The organism is Liquorilactobacillus ghanensis DSM 18630, from assembly GCF_001435235.1.
Lineage (GTDB): Bacteria > Bacillota > Bacilli > Lactobacillales > Lactobacillaceae > Liquorilactobacillus > Liquorilactobacillus ghanensis.
This window is the reverse complement of the sequence record NZ_AZGB01000018.1, coordinates 109,009-129,818: the sequence shown is the minus strand read 5'-3', so window position 1 is coordinate 129,818 and position 20,810 is coordinate 109,009. Positions and strand designations below refer to the sequence as shown.

General features: G+C 38.2%; 19 protein-coding genes. 9 read left to right on the top strand and 10 right to left on the bottom strand.

The window, feature by feature from the left end; all coding sequences use genetic code 11:
* Positions 1 to 159: 159 nt before the first annotated feature.
* Positions 160 to 1,161 carry a ketopantoate reductase family protein gene (locus FC89_RS08060; protein WP_057872048.1) on the bottom strand — a complete coding sequence of 334 codons (1,002 nt, stop codon included), beginning with the start codon at positions 1,159 to 1,161 and terminating at the stop codon, positions 160 to 162.
* An 816-nt stretch (positions 1,162 to 1,977) separates the two neighbouring features.
* Here FC89_RS08060 and FC89_RS08055 point away from each other — a divergent pair.
* Together FC89_RS08055 and FC89_RS08050 are read left to right on the top strand one after the other, a co-directional pair.
* Positions 1,978 to 2,934, top strand: a complete 957-nt coding sequence (locus FC89_RS08055) for a ketopantoate reductase family protein (protein ID WP_057872047.1) — start codon at positions 1,978 to 1,980, stop codon at positions 2,932 to 2,934.
* Between the two features lie 83 nt (positions 2,935 to 3,017).
* The gene (locus FC89_RS08050; RefSeq protein WP_057872046.1) at positions 3,018 to 3,641 is read left to right on the top strand and encodes an NADPH-dependent F420 reductase; all 624 of its coding nucleotides are present in this window, start codon (positions 3,018 to 3,020) and stop codon (positions 3,639 to 3,641) included.
* Positions 3,642 to 3,738: 97 nt separating this feature from the next.
* On the opposite strand, the gene FC89_RS08045 is transcribed toward FC89_RS08050, so the two are convergent.
* From FC89_RS08045 to FC89_RS08025, 5 genes are all read right to left on the bottom strand, one after another.
* Complete coding sequence (locus FC89_RS08045) at positions 3,739 to 4,518, bottom strand: ABC transporter ATP-binding protein (RefSeq protein ID WP_057872045.1); 780 nt, start codon at positions 4,516 to 4,518, stop codon at positions 3,739 to 3,741.
* The gene (locus FC89_RS08040; RefSeq protein ID WP_057872044.1) at positions 4,505 to 5,410 is read right to left on the bottom strand and encodes an ABC transporter permease; all 906 of its coding nucleotides are present in this window, start codon (positions 5,408 to 5,410) and stop codon (positions 4,505 to 4,507) included. The genes FC89_RS08045 and FC89_RS08040 overlap by 14 nt, the downstream gene beginning before the upstream one ends.
* Positions 5,407 to 6,408 (bottom strand): tryptophan ABC transporter substrate-binding protein, encoded by a 1,002-nt coding sequence (trpX, locus tag FC89_RS08035; protein WP_057872043.1) that lies wholly within the window; start codon positions 6,406 to 6,408, stop codon positions 5,407 to 5,409. Before trpX ends, FC89_RS08040 begins: the two co-directional genes overlap by 4 nt.
* 344 nt (positions 6,409 to 6,752) lie before the next feature.
* Positions 6,753 to 7,196 carry an Rrf2 family transcriptional regulator gene (locus FC89_RS08030; RefSeq protein ID WP_057872042.1) on the bottom strand — a complete coding sequence of 148 codons (444 nt, stop codon included), beginning with the start codon at positions 7,194 to 7,196 and terminating at the stop codon, positions 6,753 to 6,755.
* Positions 7,197 to 7,289: 93 nt separating this feature from the next.
* On the bottom strand, positions 7,290 to 7,985 hold the full coding sequence (locus FC89_RS08025) for a glycerophosphodiester phosphodiesterase (RefSeq protein ID WP_057872041.1): 696 nt from the start codon (positions 7,983 to 7,985) through the stop codon (positions 7,290 to 7,292).
* A gap of 255 nt (positions 7,986 to 8,240) precedes the next feature.
* On the opposite strand from FC89_RS08025, the gene FC89_RS08020 reads away from it, so the two are divergent.
* On the top strand, positions 8,241 to 9,350 hold the full coding sequence (locus FC89_RS08020) for an NADH-dependent flavin oxidoreductase (protein WP_057872040.1): 1,110 nt from the start codon (positions 8,241 to 8,243) through the stop codon (positions 9,348 to 9,350).
* Here the strand turns inward: FC89_RS08020 and FC89_RS08015 are convergent.
* Complete coding sequence (locus FC89_RS08015) at positions 9,343 to 10,785, bottom strand: MFS transporter (RefSeq protein ID WP_057872039.1); 1,443 nt, start codon at positions 10,783 to 10,785, stop codon at positions 9,343 to 9,345. The two genes, FC89_RS08020 and FC89_RS08015, sit on opposite strands and share 8 nt — an antisense overlap.
* A 395-nt stretch (positions 10,786 to 11,180) precedes the next feature.
* On the opposite strand from FC89_RS08015, the gene FC89_RS08010 reads away from it, so the two are divergent.
* Positions 11,181 to 11,429 carry a GlsB/YeaQ/YmgE family stress response membrane protein gene (locus FC89_RS08010; RefSeq protein WP_057872038.1) on the top strand — a complete coding sequence of 83 codons (249 nt, stop codon included), beginning with the start codon at positions 11,181 to 11,183 and terminating at the stop codon, positions 11,427 to 11,429.
* 55 nt (positions 11,430 to 11,484) lie between these two features.
* Here FC89_RS08010 and FC89_RS08005 read toward each other — a convergent pair whose 3' ends face one another.
* Both FC89_RS08005 and FC89_RS08000 read right to left on the bottom strand, forming a co-directional pair.
* Positions 11,485 to 11,937 carry a universal stress protein gene (locus tag FC89_RS08005; protein WP_057872037.1) on the bottom strand — a complete coding sequence of 151 codons (453 nt, stop codon included), beginning with the start codon at positions 11,935 to 11,937 and terminating at the stop codon, positions 11,485 to 11,487.
* Between the two features lie 35 nt (positions 11,938 to 11,972).
* Positions 11,973 to 13,541, bottom strand: coding sequence for an Nramp family divalent metal transporter (locus tag FC89_RS08000; RefSeq protein WP_057872036.1), 1,569 nt, complete (start codon positions 13,539 to 13,541; stop codon positions 11,973 to 11,975).
* A 291-nt stretch (positions 13,542 to 13,832) separates the two neighbouring features.
* On the opposite strand from FC89_RS08000, the gene FC89_RS07995 reads away from it, so the two are divergent.
* From FC89_RS07995 to FC89_RS07980, 4 genes are all read left to right on the top strand, one after another.
* On the top strand, positions 13,833 to 14,747 hold the full coding sequence (locus tag FC89_RS07995; protein WP_057872035.1) for an aldo/keto reductase: 915 nt from the start codon (positions 13,833 to 13,835) through the stop codon (positions 14,745 to 14,747).
* 327 nt (positions 14,748 to 15,074) lie between these two features.
* On the top strand, positions 15,075 to 15,392 hold the full coding sequence (locus tag FC89_RS07990; RefSeq protein WP_057872034.1) for a PadR family transcriptional regulator: 318 nt from the start codon (positions 15,075 to 15,077) through the stop codon (positions 15,390 to 15,392).
* Positions 15,385 to 16,023, top strand: a complete 639-nt coding sequence (locus tag FC89_RS07985) for a DUF1700 domain-containing protein (RefSeq protein WP_057872033.1) — start codon at positions 15,385 to 15,387, stop codon at positions 16,021 to 16,023. The genes FC89_RS07990 and FC89_RS07985 overlap by 8 nt, the downstream gene beginning before the upstream one ends.
* A 2-nt stretch (positions 16,024 to 16,025) precedes the next feature.
* Positions 16,026 to 16,964 (top strand): DUF4097 family beta strand repeat-containing protein, encoded by a 939-nt coding sequence (locus FC89_RS07980; RefSeq protein ID WP_057872032.1) that lies wholly within the window; start codon positions 16,026 to 16,028, stop codon positions 16,962 to 16,964.
* Between the two features lie 345 nt (positions 16,965 to 17,309).
* On the opposite strand, the gene FC89_RS07975 is transcribed toward FC89_RS07980, so the two are convergent.
* Entirely contained in the window at positions 17,310 to 19,967 is a 2,658-nt protein-coding gene (locus FC89_RS07975; RefSeq protein WP_057872031.1) for a cation-translocating P-type ATPase, read from the bottom strand.
* 171 nt (positions 19,968 to 20,138) lie between these two features.
* Here FC89_RS07975 and mscL point away from each other — a divergent pair, with 171 nt between their 5' ends.
* Complete coding sequence (gene mscL / locus FC89_RS07970; RefSeq protein ID WP_057872030.1) at positions 20,139 to 20,516, top strand: large-conductance mechanosensitive channel protein MscL; 378 nt, start codon at positions 20,139 to 20,141, stop codon at positions 20,514 to 20,516.
* Positions 20,517 to 20,810: the final 294 nt, after the last annotated feature.

Sequence of the window (20,810 nt, the reverse complement as noted above, 5' to 3'; positions counted from 1 at the left end):
CTACTTGGTTAGTTGGGGAGCTGTTACTGAAGGCAGCGGATAAGACAGCTATTGTTTAATATAATTTTTGACAAAAAAACGGTCCATCTCCAGATGCGAGACAAAACCGTTACGGCTAAAATATATTTATATGTGCCGGAATTTTTAATTTTTTAAAACTTAAGCTTCAGCTTCAACAACTGGTGAACTTTCCGTTTTAGCAGCTGCTTGCTGTAAATTTTGTTGCCGAGTATGCTCAGCTAAATGAACCAAATGTGTTAAAAAGGCATGTGTTTTAGCTTCATAGTGATATTTACGACCCAATTCAACTAAGTAGCCATTGATATAATCTACTTCAGTGGGCCGGTCGTGTGACATATCCTGATACATTGATGGGTAGTGTAATGGATTGGCAACTTTGGATACATAATTGACACTATCAAGTTCTTGTTGGCGGGTATTCAGCATTTGGATACCTGCACGTTCACAAACATCGTAAGCTTCATCAATTAACTGCCGACTAAGTTGATCAGCACCGGGATAACCGGCAAATTCACCCATCGTAATTTCAAACAAAGTGCACAAAGTATTGACAACTGAATTAAAGACGACCTTTGCCAAGAGAGTTCCGCGATAATTGGTAGTCAGGTTGGGATTAAATTGCGCTTTTTTTAATTCAGCAACAATTTTATGTGTCGTCTCATCCGGCTTTTCAGTGTAGTTAGCCAAATTCATGGTACCAGCTCCGCGTGCACCAATAAAATCAACATTCCCAGGACCATTCAATACTGTAGCAACAAGCGCGGTGCCGGCTAATAATTTTTCTGGTTTGAAATGCTGCAGCAGTTTCTCAACATGACCCATCCCATTCATACAAGTCAAAACATATTGTTGTTCATTAAAACAGTGAGCGGTTCGTTTCAGGAAATCAGCCAATTGCATTTGCTTAGTGAAAACGACCCAAACATCAGGATTTCCTTGGTATTCTTCAGGATAGAACATTTTAACTGGGACCAGACGAGTATTTTGGTGATCACGGGAAACAAGTACACCGCCTTGTTGGCGAACTTTTTCCACATTTGGTTTCCAAGTATCGACAAACTCAACTTCATTGCCTGCTTCTTGAAGTAAAACTCCATAACGATAACCCATTGCACCTGCACCTAAGACTGTAAACTTCATTATTATTTCCCCCTATGATTTGAAACAATTTATCAAGTAAACAAAAAACGTCCCTTAAACAGTTAAAACTGTTTAAAGGACGCTCACGCGCGGTACCACCTTTTTTTGTTTGCTAATGCAAACCTTTATTCGGACCAAGAAACGATCCGTCAGCATGTTAATGGATGCCGCCACCGTGATTTACTGGCAATTAATTGTGTTGATCACAGCGCTCGAAGATGATTGACTAATTTGCCTTTGATCCCTGCTCTCATCTAACCAGGTTCGCTTGCTCAAAATGCTAGTAGCCGTTTCTTGTCAACGCGTTTGTTTTATGATTTTTTTGTTCTCATTTAATTTTAATTACATGGGATATTTTAATTTATATTTTTTTGAATGTCAACCGATATTTTTGCTTTTTTTTAGTTTTAGACAGTTTTAAGAGCTTTAAACTATGATAAATTAAAATGAAATGATATATTTTCTTGACTTTTTAATGATGTTCAGGTTAAAATCTTATTAATAATTATCGAACTGATTTGGATAAAGAGAGTATTGTTCCAGCTGATTGCAGAAAATGCCAAACTTGCTGAAATGGCATATTAACTGAAATAAAAAAGCTTTGTTCAAGGTGACGATCAGCTTTTTGAGGCTGAGTGGTTCCGACCATTATCACGGACAGCTTGTTGAGCTGAATGAGTAGTTATGGTTGTAGCAGCGGCCTAAACAAAAAGGTGGTACCGTGCCGAAGAGGCGCCCTTTAACCGGTTGAAAAGCGGGTTGAAGGGCGTTTTTTGTTCAGTTTTGAAAATTTAATCTTGTCAGGAGGAGATTTAAATGAAGTATGGAGTTATTGGAGCCGGAGCAATGGGATATCGTTATGGTGTAATGCTGCAGGAAAATGCTAAAGTCGAAGTTGACTTTATCGATACTTGGAAACCAAATGTGGAAAAAGTTCGCCAACAGGGCGGTGTTTCAGTAGCACGTGATCATCAAAACCGAAGAATTGTTCCAATTAAAATTTATTATCCTGAAGAATACCAGGGACATCCAGATGTTTGGATCGTTTTTAAAAAACAGATGCAATTGGAAGAAGAACTGCAACGGGATGCAGCAGCAGGTTTATTTCATTCAGATCAATATGTTTTTTCAGCAATGAATGGGATGGGGCATTTTGAGAAACTTGCCCAGTATTTTTCAGCAGAAAAAATTCTTTGTGGGACGGCAATGATTGCAACTCGCTTAGATGGTCCAGCCGATGTTGATTTTATGGGGGCTAAAGGTGCTGAAGAAATGCATATTGCGCAATATGGTGGAGGTGAACCGGCAGCTGTAACCAAACAATTTATTACAGACTTGAAGCAGGCGTCGTTGAATCCAGTTTTAACGGAAGATTATTTGGGAATGTGTATGTCAAAAGTTGTCTTTAACGCAGTGGTTAATACTTTGTGTACAATGTTTGAAGTACAAATGGGCCAATTTATTGAATATGAAGGCGTTCCAGCGATGGCAGCCCAATTACTTAATGAAGCTTACGATGCATGTGGACGGGCAGGAATTCGGCTGCTTCAAACTCGCCAAGAAATGATTGACTCGGTAACCGTTGAAAGCCATGCATTGAAATATCATTATCCTTCAATGTACCAAGATTTTTCTAAAGGCCGACCAACTGAAGTAGATTATATTAATGGCTATATTGCTAAATTAGGTCGCCAGCATGATTATATTTGCCGAACACATGAATTCGTGACTCATGAAGTACATTTAGCAGAAAAGATGCGGAAATTTCATTAGTTTTGGGAGTCTGGAGTTGTCAGCTAGTCAGTTGATAGGGTAAAATAACAGTGAAACATTAAATTTTTTATGGAGGTGTTAGAATGAAAATCGGTTTTATTGGTGCTGGTCATGTTGCTCAAGTTTTAAGCGAGTTGTTTATTAAAGTGGGACACTCAGTGGTTTTAACTAATCGTCATGGATTAACGCGTTTGCGGCCGATTGTTGAAAAGTTGGGTCCACACGCAATGGCTGGAAATTTAGAACAGGCTGCACAACAAGAACTGGTAATCTTAGCACTTCCATTTAAAGCTATTTTTGACCTTGATCCACAGCCGTTTGCTGACAGCGCAATTATTGATGCAACTAATTATTTTCCGCATCGTGATGGCGAATTATCTGCAGTTCAAACACATCAGACGGCCAGCACAGAACTAGTTGCCCAACATTTCCCGGGAGCACGAGTAGTCAAGGCTTTTAATACCCTGCCGGTGGCTAATTTGGCCAATCTAGCACAGCAAAGCCGTTCGGCAGCCGCAGCTAAAAAAATTGCTTTACCGCTTGCTGGCGATGCTGGGGTCAAACTGCAGGCTGCTGATTTAATGCAGGCACTAGGCTTTTTGCCATATGATGTTGGCAGTTTAGCTGATAGTCAAAAATTTCAAGCTGATACCAATTTGTTTTTATTTGCGGGTAATCATGCAGAGTTGGCTCAAAAACTAACTTGATATTTAAAATAAGGCTGTTAGCGAAATAAATATCGACAATAAAAAAATCGAGGCAAGTTTTTATACTTACTTCGATTTTTGTTTGGGAGTAAATAAATTATTCAATATCCCCAAAAAATTCTAATAACTTTTGTTTGGTCAATTGTTGTTTTTGTTGGTCACGGACATCGAAAACTATTTTGCCGTCATCAAGAACCAGCAAACGATTGCCATAGCGCAAAGCATCATCCAAATGGTGTGTGATCATTAAACAGGTTAGTTTTTCTTGAAGAATCCGTTCATTTGTCTGCTGCATCAACTGAGCACTGGTCTTAGGGTCAAGTGCTGCTGTATGCTCATCCAGTAATAATAATTCTGGTTGTTGGATAGTTGCCATCAAAAAGCTAAGTGCTTGTCGCTGCCCTCCTGACAGGTTTTCAGTTGCGGTTTGCATCCGATCAACTAGGCCATTATTCATTGAAGCAGCTAAAGAATGCAATCGAGGTAACTGTGCTTTTAAACCACGCAGCTTCAAGCCACGAATCTGTCCGCGTTTAGTTGCTAATAATAAATTTTCGGCAACTGTCATCCGCGGAGCTGTTCCCATTTTCGGGTCTTGGAAAACCCGGCTGATGAATTTAGCTCGCTTTTCAACTGACAGATGGGTAATATTTTTACCTTGCAGCAGAATTTGTCCGCTTTTGATTGGAAGAGTCCCAGCGATCGAGTTGAAGAAAGTTGATTTACCTGCACCGTTAGGACCCAACACGGTAATAAAGTCGCCAGCATAAATTTTTAAATTCAATTGTTTTAAAATTGCTTTAGCGGCCGGTGTATGGTCATTAACAACAGTAGTAACATTTTTTAATTCTAAGAGCGGTTGCTTAGCTGAGGTCATTTTTAGCAGCTCCTCTCCGTAAAATGTGATCAAGATTAAGTGATTTGCTTAGATTTGGCAGCATCAAACAAATTGCTAGGATAATTGCTGATAATAGATTTAAATCATTGGTGCTAAAGCCTAATTGTAAAACGATCAATAGTACGAAACGATATAAAATGCTACCAAGGGTCACAGCGACTAGCCGTTGATTCAAGGTCAATTCCCCGAATACAACCTCACCAATAATAATTGAAGCCAAAGCAATAACAATAATTCCGATCCCCATGTTAACATCTGCGTAGCCATTGCTTTGGGCGATAAGTGCACCGCCTAATCCAATCATTCCGTTTGAAAGGGCAAGTCCCATCATAATCATCCGATCGGGGTTAATTCCCATTGATTGCGCCATAAATGGATTATCGCCAGTTACAATAAATGCTTGACCAAGATCAGTTTGTAAGAAGATCATCAATAAGACGGTAACAATAGCGATAACTATCAATCCTAGAAAAACACTATCAAAGTATTTTGGTAGGCTGGTTAAAAAATGACTGCTGAAAACTGTTTTTTTACCCAATAAAGAGATATTGGATCCGCCCATAATTCTTAAATTAATTGATAAGCAGGCGGTCATAACTAAAATACCTGCTAATAAAATCGGAATTTTCCCTTTAGTATAGAGTAACCCGGTAATTAATCCGGCAATTGCTCCGGCAGCAAATCCGAGGAAAGTTGCTAGCCAAGGACTAACACCATGGCTTAAAGCGGCAACCGCGGCAGCAGCTCCTAATGGGAAAGTACCTTCAACTGTCATATCAGCAAAATTAAGAATTCGGAAAGTTAAAAATAATGCAACTCCCAAAATAGCCCAGAGCAACCCTTGACCGATACTTGAGACAATCATACTCATTTGAACACTTCTCCCTTCGTTTTTGCCTGTTGAACGATTTTATCCGGTAGATGAATACCTAAGATTTGTGCTTCTTTAGTATTGATAACATATTCTCCTTTGGTTACATAAGCGATTGGAAAATTAGCTGTTTTTCGGCCACGTAAGACTTGAGCTGCCATTTCACCAGCAACTTTACCCAGATCATATTGGCTGATGGCATATGAAGCCAAGCCGCCGTCTTTGACCATTGTGTCAGCTGAAGGGAAGACTGGTACTTTTGCTTGATTAGCAACATTTGTTAAAGTTTTCATAGCCGAAGCGACACCGTTATCTTGCGGGGCGTAGACAGCATCAACTTGAGAAACCATTTGTTCAGCAACTTGCTGCATATCATTGGTACTGGAGATGGTATATAACTTATAGTTAATGCCTTCTTGTTTGCAAATTTTTGCAAACTTCTTTGCATTATAAGCACCACCATGATCGGAAGAAGTATAAATAATACCGATTGTTTTAGCGGTTGGAACAACTTCACGCAAGAGTTTTAATTGCTTTTTCAATGGTGATTCACCAGAAGTTCCAGTGACATTATTTCCCGGATGACGATCGGACTTAATTAAACCACCGCCTGCTGGATCAGTAATTCCGGCCAGAATAACCGGTGTTTTTTTGCCAGCCGCATTAGCTAAAGCTTGAGCTGCAGGAGTTGCAATTCCAGCCATTAAGCTGACATTTTCATTAGCAAACTTGGTACTCATGGTTTTTAAATTACTTTGGTCACCTTGAGCATTTTGAAAATCAATTTTAATATTTTTTCCAGGAACATAACCATATTCTTTTAAACCAGCCACGAAACCATGATGAATCTGATTAAGTGCCGGATGAGTCATCAACTGCAAGATCCCAACGGTTGGAATCTTTTTTTTGTTAGCAGATGAAGAATTGTTTTTAGTCATAAAGAAAGCAAAACCTAGAAAAACAGCTAATGCTGCAATTAATGCTGACATTCTTTTCATAATTAATTCCCCCAAAAAATAATTTTAAAAATTGGGCTGAGACAAACAAAAAAGGCAAACCAGCATGCTCTGGTTTGCCCTTAACCAAGCCTGCTGTTTTGTCCATGCAGGCTTTTTTATAAACTACGAAAAATCAGCCGGCACGGATACAAACTGTTTGCCAGATTGCATCCGTGAACCCCGAATTACAATCTGCTTAGCCGGCTTTGCCAAGCGGTATACAAATTGTTTAAACTGATTTTTAACATAGCTTTTCGTCCCTTCGTGATTAATTGCTTTTTAGTATAGAAAAGAAAAAAGTGTTTGTCAACCTTTCAAAAGAAAAAAGTTTATTATTATAACAATTATTGCTCAGCAACCATCAAATGATGGCGAATGCTCATTTCAACATCATTGATTAAATCTTGAATTGTGACATGCCGCATCTTGGCTTCAGCTGCACTTTGAATATCTAAATAGTATTTGTTTAAGACACCGGGAATTGCATTGCCGACTTGACATTCCTTAGAAGTGTTGTGATCGACTTTGAGCAAAGGTGAGTCTGGACAAGTTGCCAAATAAACATCAAAAACGGTGATATCTTTTGGATCTTTAGTTAACTTAGGTGTTGCAGACCCTTGGGTAGTTTCAAGTAGATCGGCTTTGCGTAATTGTCCCATCATGCGACGAGCTAAACTTGGATTAGTATTCAAGCTACTGGCAATCAGATCGCTAGTCAGCTTTTGGTTTTGATGCATCTGAATGTAGACTAAAATATGCAGTAGATCACTTAAACGATTATTGGCCATTGAATGTTTCTCCTTTCTGCTGTTACTTTTAATGTTATAATAACACAAAAGTTGTGCAAAACAAAAGCTAAAGAAACAAACAATTATTTTCAACTAACTAGCTGCCGTGATTGTTTGCCGTAATTGGCGAATTTTTTCAAAATCATTGGTAATAATACCGGCAACATGGTTCTTCAACAATCGGCGTGCGACGAACGAGTTATCAATTGTCCAAATTCGTTGACAGGCTATGTCAGCTTGGTAGTGGTGTAGGTGCAAGCCGGCCAGATGTTCTTGCTGAATAAATTTTTGCGGATCAGCGACGCGGTGTTTAGTCAGCCAGCAATATTGTTCATGCGGAGCTAATTGCTGACAAATTTTTAAAGTTGGTAAATTAAAAGATGAAAAGATCACCGGTTTAACTAATGGAGCTTGAGTAACCATTTTAAGGACGATTTGTTCAATTTCGGGATAGTGGATTTGATCAGTTTTTAATTCCAAATTAAGTTGAACTGGATTTTCAGCAACAACGTGCAAAAATTCGTTGAGAGTGGGAATCTTCTCACCATTACTGAGATGATATTGTTGTAACTCGGCTAAAGTTAATTGACTAATCTGACCATGACCATTACTGGTTCGATCAATTTTTTCATCGTGCATAACAACTGGGACCTGATCTTTGGTTAAATGAACATCGAATTCTAGTCCGTCAATTCGTTGCTGAATGGCATAACGAAAGCCGGCCAGTGAATTTTCTGGGAATTTTTTAGGGTAACCACGGTGACCGAAAATGAGTGTTTGTGATAACATGATTGATCTCCTTTATAGCTTAGCTAATTATTAATTGTTACTGCTGAGTATAATTGCCCAAGCAAAAAAACAATGAAGTTTTAAGCAATTATTATTCTATACTCAATATATATCAGGCAAGTAATTTTTCAATGATTAATCGGTAAAGATCTGGTAAATATTGATTAAGTTGGTAATGAAGTGCAATTGCAGTTGCCAGCATAATTAACTATAATAAATTAAATGACAGCGCTTTATAAAAGGAGACAGAACAACATGGATAATTTTTTAAAACCATATCGTTTTTCAAATGGTTTACAGATTAATAACCGAATCGTAATGGCACCAATGACTACGCAATCAAGTTTTTTTGATGGTAATGTAACTTCTGATGAATTGCGCTTTTATCGGCGCCGCTCAGGTGTGGGGATGATCATTACAGCTGTAGCCAATGTTAATTCCCGTGGTAAGGGATTTGAAGGCGAATTATCTGCAGCAGAAGATCGATTGTTACCAAGCTTGACTGAATTAGCAGGAACAATTAAACTCCGCGGCAGTAAGGCGATTCTACAAATTTTCAGTGCCGGTCGGATGACAAACTCAAAAATTTTACGCGGGCAGCAACCACAGAGTGCTAGTGCGGTTGCCGCTGTTCGCCCGCAAGCTGAGGTGCCGGCGGCTATGACAACAGATGAGATTAGAAAACTAATTACTGATTTTGGCAAGGCAACGCGCCGCGCGATTTTGGCTGGCTTTGATGGAGTGGAACTACATGGTGCCAACACATATTTATTACAGCAGTTTTTCTCGCCACACAGTAATCGGCGCCATGACCAGTGGGGCGGTAGTTTACAGAATCGATTGAAACTACCATTAGCTGTTATTGAAGAAGTGCATCAAGTAATTCAACGCTACGCTCGTCAGCCTTTTTTGCTGGGTTATCGTTTTTCTCCAGAAGAAATTGAAACTCCAGGAATCAGATTGGCTGATACCCTGGAGTTGGTTGATGCTTTAGCTCAAAGTCCGGTTGATTATTTGCATACTTCGCTAGGGCAAGCTTGGCGACCGGCAATCAAGTCAGCTCCAAGTGCTTCACCAATCAATCAGCAGATTTTAACTGTTTTACAGCAGCGCAAACCATTGATAGTGGTCGGTAATTTAGCTTCTCCCACAGAAGTTAGTGAAACTTTAGCCCAAGGAGCTACATTTGCTGCCATGGGTCGTGAGTTGCTGCGTGAACCAGAATGGCTGACTAAAGTTCAAGCCGGTCATCCAGAACGTTTACGTTATCAACTTAATTCACACGAGATGGATGAACTCGATATTCCACGGGGAATGCAATCATTTTTAACAACTAACTTTGCTGAAACAATGAATTTTAACTAATAATTTTCCGATTAGGATCAAACCAATTACAAAGTAAAACTACAATGAATAAACCGATCACTACTAGAAAAACTAAATGTAAGCTGCTTAAAAGTGCTGTTTTAACTAATACTAATTCTTTAACCGGTAAGGCAGCACTCTTACCAGTAATTACTTGATTAACTTTTCCTTGCAGGTTTTGTGGTAAATGAAAATTCAGCGTTAAGTTAAAAACTGAGCCGTAAATTCCGGTTAATAATGTTTGTCCAAGTGAACGGCCTAAGGTAACCACAGAACTAGCTGAAGCAATTAGTTCAGTTGGAACTAATTGCTGACTTAACATAATATTCATAGTGATAACGATCCCCATACCGCCACCGCTGACAGCTGCTACAAAGTAAAATAACCCATAAGGAAAATGGCTGCCGGCCAGCAGCAGTCCAGCATAAGCTGCTGCTTGAATAGCAATTACAACTAAAGCAATTTGTCGCGGTGCAAAGTTGCTTAATAATCGTCCAATAGTAAAGGAAGCCAACAACCAACAGATGGAGCTTGAGGTGACGACTAAACCAGCTTCTGTTGCATGAATATGGTAAAGTGATTGCAGCCAAATTGGAAAGTAGATCTGATAACCGATCAAAATGCCGCTTAAAATAGTTGCAGTAATAATTTGAACATTAAAAGTTCGATTTTTAAAAATCATCAGTGGCAATAAAGGATGATCAGTTTGGGATTCATGGAAGATAAAAATTCCCAAGAAAATCAGAGCAGCAATTACCAGCAACCAACCTTTTAATGGAGTCTGTTGCAAAAGCTGAATACCAATTAATAAAGCAGTTAACCCAATTGCCAGCCAGCAACATCCCCAGCCATCAATTGCGATTCGTGTAACATCGCGCTTAGGTTCTGCGTAACGAAATTGCATGATCAGCCAAACTAAGATCCCTAAGGGGACATTAACAAAGAAAACCCAGTGCCAAGAAAGATTTTCTACTAAAAAGCCACCTAGAAGCGGACCAATCAAGGCAGACAGCCCCCAAGCTGTATTAGTGAAAGCCATAATTCGTGCCCGTTCCTTGAATGAGTAAACATCCGCAATAATGGTAAAAGTCAATGGAATTACTGCACCGGCACCGCAACCTTGTAAGGCTCGTGCCGCAATCATCCAAAAAATATTACCAGCGACTCCGCTGAGAAAAGAGCCGATTGTAAATAAGATCACGCCTAATTGAAACAATTTTTTTCGACCGTAAGTATCAGCCAATTTACCATAGATTAAAGTTGAAACGGCTGTTGTTAACAAATAAGAGCTCATAATCCAACTTTGAAACCGCAGACCGTGCAAGGCACTGATGATTTCTGGTAAAGCTGTCGTAACGATCGTAACTTCAACTGAGGTCATAAAAGTTGCAATAAAAATTGCCGTCATGATCCATGTACGGCTGTTTTTTTTCATATAAATAATCTCCCCGTATTTTATAGTCGATGCTTTAAAGTGTGTCTGTATAAGGCCGACTTTTTCGCGTTAGTTCTTAATTAATTCTATCATAGTTTGGCAAAGCTGCTAAGCAGATAACGAGTTATCACGATTTGTTTAAAGACCAATAGACATTGAGTCATAAAATTTGAATAATATTTTACACTGTGATAAGTTAGCCGTGAAGTTAGTTGATGCTATTAATATTTTTAATTACTATAATAGACTTCGCTGGGATGGATGAATTCAGTTAGAAACCAGCTTTAAAGGTGGTTGAGTGAAATCACGAATGCGGTGGCTATTAAAGTAAAAAAATTGATTAATAGGAGCGTTAAACTAACCAAAGTTCTAAGATTGAAAGGAGAGGATGAGATATGCTTCATTGGCTATGGGTTTTAATTGTTGGAGCAATAATAGGAGCGATTGCAGGTGCAGTTACCAGTCAGAGCAGTTCGATGGGCTGGATTAGTAACATTATTGCTGGTTTAGTTGGTTCAGCGATTGGTGAAGCGATTTTGGGTTCTTGGGGACCGCAGTTGGCTGGGATGGCAATTGTTCCTTCAATTATCGGAGCAGTCATCTTGGTTTGGATAGTTTCTTGGCTTTTATCTAAACGGCAATAAATTTAAAATGGCAAAAAAAAAGAAGTGAATTTTAAATTCACTTCTTTTTTTGCGATTACCGAATTACAAGGACAGAAATCGGTGAATACTTTGCCATGTAAGCAGCTTGGCTTCCAAAATGACGGGCTAATCCTTTTTTAGAATAAGAACCGACAATTAGCAAGTCAGGTTCAACATGAGGAATAACATCTTTAACAATTGCTTCCCCAGGGTTACCTTCTGCTACGATTGAACGTACCTTTTTAACACCGGCATCTTGAGCTTGTTTTTGGTACTTGAGAATATGTTGTTCCAATTCTTTACGCTCACCATGAACATAATCCTTGTTTAAAGCTTGATAAACGCTCATTTCATCACTTTCAAGAACGGAAACAATGACTAATTCAGCATCGCTGATTTTAGCACGTCTAATAGCGTAATTAAAAGCTAACAAGGCATCTTCAGAGTCATCAACACCAACTAGAATTCTGTGAAAATCAGTTTTTTCATCATCATTATAATTTGTCATTCTTAACTTTTCCCCCCGTTGAATTGAAGCTGAGATTAATCTTCGGCCCGTTTAAGTATTTCATGACTTGTCTTACGCATATCAACAATTGTCCAAACGATCAGAGCAATTATTCCAACAATAATGACATAAGCAATGTTGTTTGCGAGAGCTATTTGGGAAGCGGTTGGATTATCACCAAAGAATCCGGCAATTGAATCTGGCAAACCTTTCATATTCAGAACAGTTAGAGCGATTACTGATACCCATCCTAATATTTTTACCCAAAGAGCATTTGCAAATCTTTCGCCACGCATATCAACTTTACTGTCAGTCATTAATAGTAATGGCAGCATAGAAAATGGTAACGCAAAGGCCAAGAAGACCTGAGAATTATTCATCAGTGTATTCAACGCCTCATGCTGTTGGATATCTGATTCATTACTTGTCATGGCAACACAGATAAGAACAGGGATAACTGAAATTAAACGAGTTACTAAACGACGCAACCAAAGTGGCATCTTCATATGAACGAAGCCTTCCATGATAACCTGACCAGTTAAAGTTCCGGTAATAGTTGAATTTTGACCGGAAGCTAATAGGGCAACGGCAAACAGTACCGATAAGGCTCCTGATTTAGCAACAGCGATTAAAATTCCATTACTTAACATAGAAGAATTAGACAAAGCTTGGAATAAACCGAAGAATGAAGGATCTTTTACAGCACCAGTCTTAAAGACCGCAACACCCATGATCAATAAAAGAGAGTTAACGATAAAGGCACATGATAACTGAATATTAGAATCCCATGTTGCAAAACGAACTGTACGTGCAACATCTTCTTCATCTTTATGATTGACCTCACGAGTTTGAGAAATAGCAGAATGCAAATACAAATTATGAGGCATAACAGTTGCACCGATGATTCCTAAAGCACCATTTAAAGGATTAGATCCACCAACTTTAGGAGAACTTGCAAAGGTTTCACCAGTTGGAATCAAACCTTTGAAAACAGCACCCCAACTTGGATCAGAAAGAGCAACTTCGTAAACGAAAACAAATAAAATAACTAAAATTAAACAAACAACAATTGCCTCAATTTTACGAAACCCAACTTTCGTCAGTAATAATAAAAGCAAAACATCAAATACAGTGATAAACACAGCATATACAAGCGGTATATGGAATAATAAATAAAGGGCAATCGCTGCACCGATAACTTCAGCGATATCAGTCGCCATAATTGCAAGTTCGGTTAAAATCCATAAAACAATTCCTAGAGCTTTTCCGGTTCTGGCACGAATTGCCTGTGCAAGGTCCATTTGGCTCACAATTCCAAGTTTGGCTGCCATGTACTGTAAAAGCATCGCAATCAAGCTTGACATTAAGATGACGGACATTAAAAGATATTGAAAATTTTGTCCACCTGTAATGGAAGTTGACCAGTTGCCGGGATCCATATAACCAACTGCAACTAACGCACCAGGTCCAGAGTAAGCAAATAAGGTTTTCCAAAAACCTTTTCCATGAGGTACCTTTACCGTTCCATTGATTTCTTCTAATGAAGGACCATTGGCATATTCAATGAGTTTATGCCGTTGATTCTTAGATTTATCTTCGCTCAAAATAATAACCACCTTTCTACATTCCTGAGCTGAATTAATTGTACACCAAATTTACCACGATGAAAACTATTTTTAGGCAGGCCTTATAAAAAAATCAGTCTAACCGTTAAAAAGCTGATTAAGTAAAGCTTTGTTGGCTAATCAAGTTAGATGAAAGTTGTTGAAAATAATGAAAGAAGGTGAGAAAACAGCGCAAAAAAATTTAATTCTTTCCAAAAGTAAGCAAAAAGAGTGCTGTTTGTTTAAGAATGCTTTTATAATAAAACTACACTGAAGGAAAGAGGTTTTTGTATGACAAAAATTAATATTGGCAGTAGTTCAGTTACTTCTACTAAGTTAGGTCTAGGAACTAATAAGGTCGGTGGACATAACTTATTCCAGAATTTACAAGATCAAGACGGGTACGATGTTGTTAAAACAGCGCTAGACGCTGGGGTTCAATTACTGGATACAGCCTATATGTATGGTTTAGGGCGTTCCGAAGAAATTATCGGTGATGTTATTCAGGACTATAACCGTGAGAAAATAGTTATTGCGACTAAAGCTGCTCAAGATTCACAGCAGGATATGAAACCCAATAATCAACCAGCTTTTTTGAAAAAAGCTGTGGACGAAGCTCTAAAACGCTTGAAGACTGATTATATTGATATTTTTTATATTCATTTTCCAGATGCTAAAACTCCCAAAGCAGAAGCCATTGCGGCTTTGACCGATTTAAAAAAAGCTGGGAAAATTAGAGCTGTTGGGGTTTCGAATTTTAGTTTAGAGCAAATCAAGGAAGCGAACCAAGACGGCGGAGTAGACATCGTTGAAGATAATTACAGTTTGGTGCATCGACAGGCTGAAAAGAAATTGTTCCCTTATTTAAAAGAGAACAAGATTACTTTCGTACCTTATTTTCCGTTAGCTGCAGGACTTTTAACCGGCAAGTATCAATTAAGTGATGCTGCTAAATTTGATAAATTTACGTCAGCTCAGTTCAAGCAGATTATTGAAAATATTGAAAAAGTAAAAGAAATTGCAGTTAAACATGAAGCAACTGTCGCACAAACAATTTTGGCTTGGTACTTAGCAGATCCGGCAATTGGTATTGTCATTCCGGGTGCACGCAAACCAGCTCAAGTTCGCAGTAATGTTCAAGCATTAAGTGTTAAACTAACATCAGCTGAGTATCAGCAAATAGATCAGTTATTTAAAGATTTCTAATTTAAAAAAGTAACTTGTTCGAAAATAGACAGATTTGGTGGTAATTTTAAAAAATTAGATTTTTATGGAAGTGGTGAAAGCCACTTCTTTTTTTGTCTAAAATTTAGGATCAAGAAACTGTTTGCACAATTTTTAACGCATTGAAATTGGATAAACTTCGCTGAGAAAGTTTGCTTGTTTTAATAGTTTAAAAAGAATTCATGAGTTAGCTAGCTAGACGGTTATTTTTCATCTGAATTGAGGATAGTGATTGACAAATTGATTGAAGTTCGGTAACATACTTATAAAATTATATTATATACTAAATAGTATTATAGAGGTGACAATATGGCGATTCAGATAAGTTCTGAGCTCCTTGATGGATGTGTGTTGGGGCTGTTGATGAATAATGACTACTATGGTTATTCATTAACTCAGAAAATTCAGGAATCAGTAGCAGTTTCAGAATCGACAATGTACCCAGTTCTGCGCCGGTTGAAAAAAAATGGGCTGCTAACAACGTATGATCAGCCCTATCAAGGGCGAAATCGGCGATATTATCAAATTACTGCAGCGGGCAAACAACAATTCAAGCTTGTTCAACAAGATTGGCAGCAATTTAAAGACGGAGTGGATAACATGTTGGGGGATGAATTTAATGAATGATTATATTGCCGATTTTTCCGCGTTACTAAAGCAACTTGATGCTGAAGAACAGAAAGAAGTAGTTGATTTTTACCGAGAATATTTACAGGATGGGCACTTTACCGCTTATGATGACTGCATTCGTGAGTTGGGGACACCTCGTCAATTAGCCCGAAAAGTTTTGGCGGATTATTCAATTAAAAATTTGGAAATGGACGATACCGACCAAGCCGGTACTAAAGTGCGGTCCACCAAACCAAAGGACGATGTTAGAACTGTTTGGCTAATTATTTTGGCGGTACTATCAACACCAATCACTATTCCGCTGGCATTCGGACTTGCTTGCTTATCAGTTGCAATATTTGCAGCAGCTTTTGGAGTTATTATCGCTTTGCTGGGATTGGTTGTTGCAGTGGTTGTTGGCGGCTTTAGCAGCTTAATTATTGGGATTGGAATTTTATCGTCTGATATCTGGCTAGGGTTACTTTATGCTGGAATTGGTATCACGGTTATTGGTGTACTAGTGATGATGGTTCCCTTATTTTCAAAGGTAATTAATGGTGTAATTCACGGTGTAACCAATTTTTTCAGATGGGCTTATCAAAAAGCAGTTCCTAAAAATCGAGCCGAAAAACACGGAAGGGGGCAGTAAAAATGAAAAAATCGACAATCATTGGATTTACTATGATCATTGTTGGAATTATTTTGACGGCTGTCGCTGGAGGTCATACCGGTTTTAAAACGATTGTTTGGGACAACGGTTTGCGGGTGGTTGATGAACAAGGGCAAAAAATGAAGATGGTTACCAAACAATTAAACTCTTTTGATCAGCTTAATTTTAAAACTGGAAGCAAGGTTGTTCTTCAAGTTGGAAATGTTGATCGTCCCACAATTTCTTATCCGAAATTTAACCGGGTATCTCAGGTCAACAAAACTATTACGGTAAAAGGAACTCCAAAACATCGAGTTCGAGTGAGTGGTTTTAGTATCACCTCTGATAATACTGACGACGGAAAAATCACGATCACGTTGCCGAAAAATAACCAATTAACCAGGGTTAACGTTCGAACCGATAACAGCATCTCAGTAAAAGGATTAGTGGTCGATAACTTTAAACTGACAGGAAATGCTGATGTTGATATGACAGACGTCAAGGTTCATTCAGCACTTGATTTAGTGGATACTGATGATACCACGCTGAAAAATGTGACGGCAGCAGAGATTAATCAGAGTAGTGATGATGGTGATTTAAACTATCAAAATGCTGATTTTTCTGGCGGCATCAATAAAATTTCAACGGATGGTGGTGACGTGACAATTACTGCAACCAAGCTTAAAGATAGTAGAATTAGTACTAACGGCGATAATATTGACCTGATGAATAACCAAGTGATAGGTTCATTAACTGCCAAGTCAAACGGTGGTGATATTAATGTGCAAATTCCAAATCGGCGGCATGTTCAAGTAAGTACTGATGCAGATGGAGGAGACGTTTCGATATTTAACCATGGGCGACATTCATGGCAGACAAATCAGTCCATGTTGCCAGCTTATCATTTAGTAACGGATGGCGGTGATATTAGCGTTCGTTAGCTTAAAAATCAAAGGAGATGTTCTTAGCTAATGTAAAAAAATGGCTAAGGATGGTCAGGCTTTGAGAAAAAATTAGCGATTAATCCACGAAATCCAATTGGTTTTATTATTTGGATTTCGTTGTTGGTTATTTATATGTAGCAATATTTTTTCGACTAAGTTAGCTATTTTTCTTAAACAGTAAAACCTACCTAAAGGAAAATGATTTGTTATAGTAAGAAAAATCTAAATAGAAAAAGCAAGCCAGTTTGTATCCCGAAACTGGCTTGCTTTTTTAAGTTATTTTGTTATTCATTTGCCTGAAATTACACGTCATGTCAGGCACACATGCTTATTTCTTAAAACTTATTTATTTTTAGCTGCAGCTCGATAACCGAATTTCACCAATTCAACAATTACTAGCATTAAGGCGCCACCGATCAATACCACCAACCATTGTTGCCAAACTAGTGTTGTAACTTTAAAAGTGGCATTAAAAGCTGGAACTAAAATTGTTGCAAACATCAAAATACTTGCTAAAACGATCGACCAATTGAAGGTTCGATTATTAAACAATGTTTTGGTAAAAATTGTTCCATGCAAAGATTTTGAATTAAATGCATGCAATAGCTGAATTAATCCTAGGGTTGCAAAGGCCATTGTAAGCGCGTCAGCATGAATTAACGCAGTTGAATGGTGGAATGGAAAGAGAATCGCGATCCAGTAGACTCCAAGTGTTAGTCCACCTTCGAGTAGTCCCTGATAGAGAATACTTGACATCACACCATCGGAAAAGAAAGTAGCTTTGGATTCACGCGGAGCCCGTTTCATAATATCACCCTCAGCTTTTTCAACTCCTAAAGCAATTGCCGGGAAAGTATCGGTAACCAGATTGATCCATAGAATTTGCGCAGGTGCAAAAATATCCCAGCCTAACATTGTCATTAGAAAAAGTGTCAGGACTTCGCCTAGATTGGCTGACAGCAAATATTGGATTGATTTTTGAATATTGGCAAATACGCGCCGGCCCTCACGTACAGCAGCAATAATAGTAGCAAAATTATCATCGGATAGAATCATATCGCTGGCATTTTTGGCAACTTCAGTTCCGGTAATTCCCATCCCTACGCCGATATCGGCTGTTTTTAAGGCGGGAGCATCGTTAACTCCATCACCAGTCATGGCAACTACTTTCCCTTTTTTCTGCCAAGCTTTGACAATTTTTACTTTATGTTCTGGAGCTACCCGGGCATAGACGGACCATTGTTCAATTCGTTTGTCTAATTCGGCTGCTGGCAACTGATCTAATTCATGACCAGTAATGACGCCATCTTTATCTGCCGGATCAATGATTTCCAATCTTTGTGCAATAGCTGTTGCCGTATCTCGATGGTCTCCCGTGATCATTAAGGTTCTGATCCCAGCACTTTTGGCTTCAGCAATGGCCTGTTTGACTTCTGGTCGTTGCGGATCGATCATTCCAACCATCCCGACAAAAATTAATTCTTGTTCAGCAGTGGCTGATGACAACGGTTGAACTTTTTTTAAGTTAAATGGCGTATAAGCAAACGCTAATACCCGCAAAGCTTGGGTGGCTAGTTGATGATTAGCGGCTAGAATTTTTTGCTGGTCAGCTGCTGTTAGTGATCGGATTTGACCATCATCTAGAATTTGTGTGGAACGTTGCAGTAATTCATCAAGTGCACCTTTGGTAAATAATAGTTGCTCGGTAGCTTGCGGATCTTGAGTAACGACTGACATTAATTTTCTTTCAGAATCAAATGGAATTGATGCTTGGCGACGGAAAGTTTTCTTTAAGTCACTTACTGCAAAGTTTTGCTCAAGATTAAACTGAATAAGTGCTGTTTCAGTCGGATCACCACTTAAGCCTTGTTCCGTTTGTTGGCTGTCATTAGCTAAGATCATGGCTTGAATCAAGGGATCATTAGCTTGAACAGTATAATCTTTAGCAGATACCAATTGCTGGTTTCGATAAATTTTTTCAACTGACATTTTATTTTGCGTCAGAGTACCGGTCTTGTCAGAAGCAATAATTTGAGTTGCGCCTAAGGATTCAACTGCGGGTAACTTGCGGATCAACGCTTTTTTCTTAGCCATAACTTGTGTTCCTAAAGCTAAAGTAATGGTCACGATTGCTGGCAGTCCTTCGGGAATAGCCGCTACTGCCAAAGAAATTGAAGTCAGCAGCATATTTAAGATAGTTGAACGGTTCAACGCGATTCCGATAATGAAAACCAGAGCGGCAATTGACAAGACCAAGATACTTAGTAACTTACTTAGATGGGTAATGTTTTTTTGCAGTGGAGTAACAGCCGATTTTGTTTGGTTAAGCATTGCTGCAATTTTTCCAACTTCGGTTTGCATTCCAGTTGCAATGACAATTCCTTCAGCAGTTCCATAAGTGATATTGGTATTCATATAGGCTAAATTATACCGGTCACCTAACGGCAATTCAGCTTCAGTCAAGGCAGCTGCAGATTTATCAACTGGAACGGATTCACCAGTTAGAGCTGCTTCTTCAATTTTTAAATTGCTGGTTTCCAGCAGGCGTAAGTCGGCTGGAACGATTTCACCGGCTTCTAGTAGGACAATGTCGCCAGGAACCAATTCGGAACTTTTGACGATCATGATTTTTCCATTGCGTTTAACACGTGAGGAAGGTGTTGTCATTTTTTTGAGTGCATTAATGGCATTTTCTGCTTTAGCTTCTTGGAAAACACCAAAAACGGCATTTAAAACAACTACCAAAAAAATAATGATCGCATCAGATAAATCGCCGGCAAATAAAGCAATGACGGCTGCGACTAGTAAAATAATAATCATCAAGTTCTTGAATTGATTGAAGAATTTTTCAATTAAAGAAGCATTTTTTTGAGCTGCCAAGACATTTTTGCCGAATTGTGCTAATCTTTTTTCAACCTCGGTTGCTGGTAGTCCCGCTGATGTAGCGTTCAAAGTTTTGAGCGTTTCATTAATTGAAAGTTGGTGATATTTTTTTTTCATCGTAGAGTTGATTCCTTTCTGTTATTTATTTTAAGTTATCATATCTGCCATAATAACGAAAAGTTTTTGACTCACTTATCAGATAAAAGTATATTTTTCAGTGTTAATACTTGAAAATGTTTTTTGGGCTTGCTAAAGTGGTTTTATTATATAAAAGGGGAAGTGCAGTTTTTGATAAAAGAATTCAAAGAGTTTATTTCACGTGGCAATGTAATTGATTTGGCAGTCGGGGTAATTATTGGGAGTGCTTTTACAGCAATCGTTAAATCTTTAGTAGATTATTTAATTAATCCATTTATCGGATTATTTATCGGTGGTATTGATTTTTCTGATTGGGTTTTTAAAGTTGGAGATGCTACTTTTAAGTTTGGCAGTTTCTTAAATGCAGTTATTAACTTTTTGATTATTTCTTTTGTTGTCTTCTTAATTGTAAAACTAGTTAATAAGCTTACACCACATCATGAAGAGGAAGAAGCCCCAGAACCCGTAACTCCTGAGGTTAAGCTGTTAGAAGAGATTCGGGATACATTGAAAGAAAAAAATAAATAGGTAACAATATTTTTACAAATAGCGAATAAACAATTAATATTTTGCCGACAGCAGAGTCAAATTTTTGCTGTTGGTTTTTTATTTAAAAACAGAATTACTAGTATTTTTAGCATCGAACTAATTAGTTACTAATAAAGACATTCTAAATATTTTTGCAGATTATTGAAATAATTGGTTACTTTTGTGTTCTTATTTGGTACTATATTTAAGTAAGAACTTGGTACTTAATAAAAGTAATAGTTTTCGAAGAAAAGGTTACAGTGAAAAAAACATTAACAAGCTTAGAAAAATATA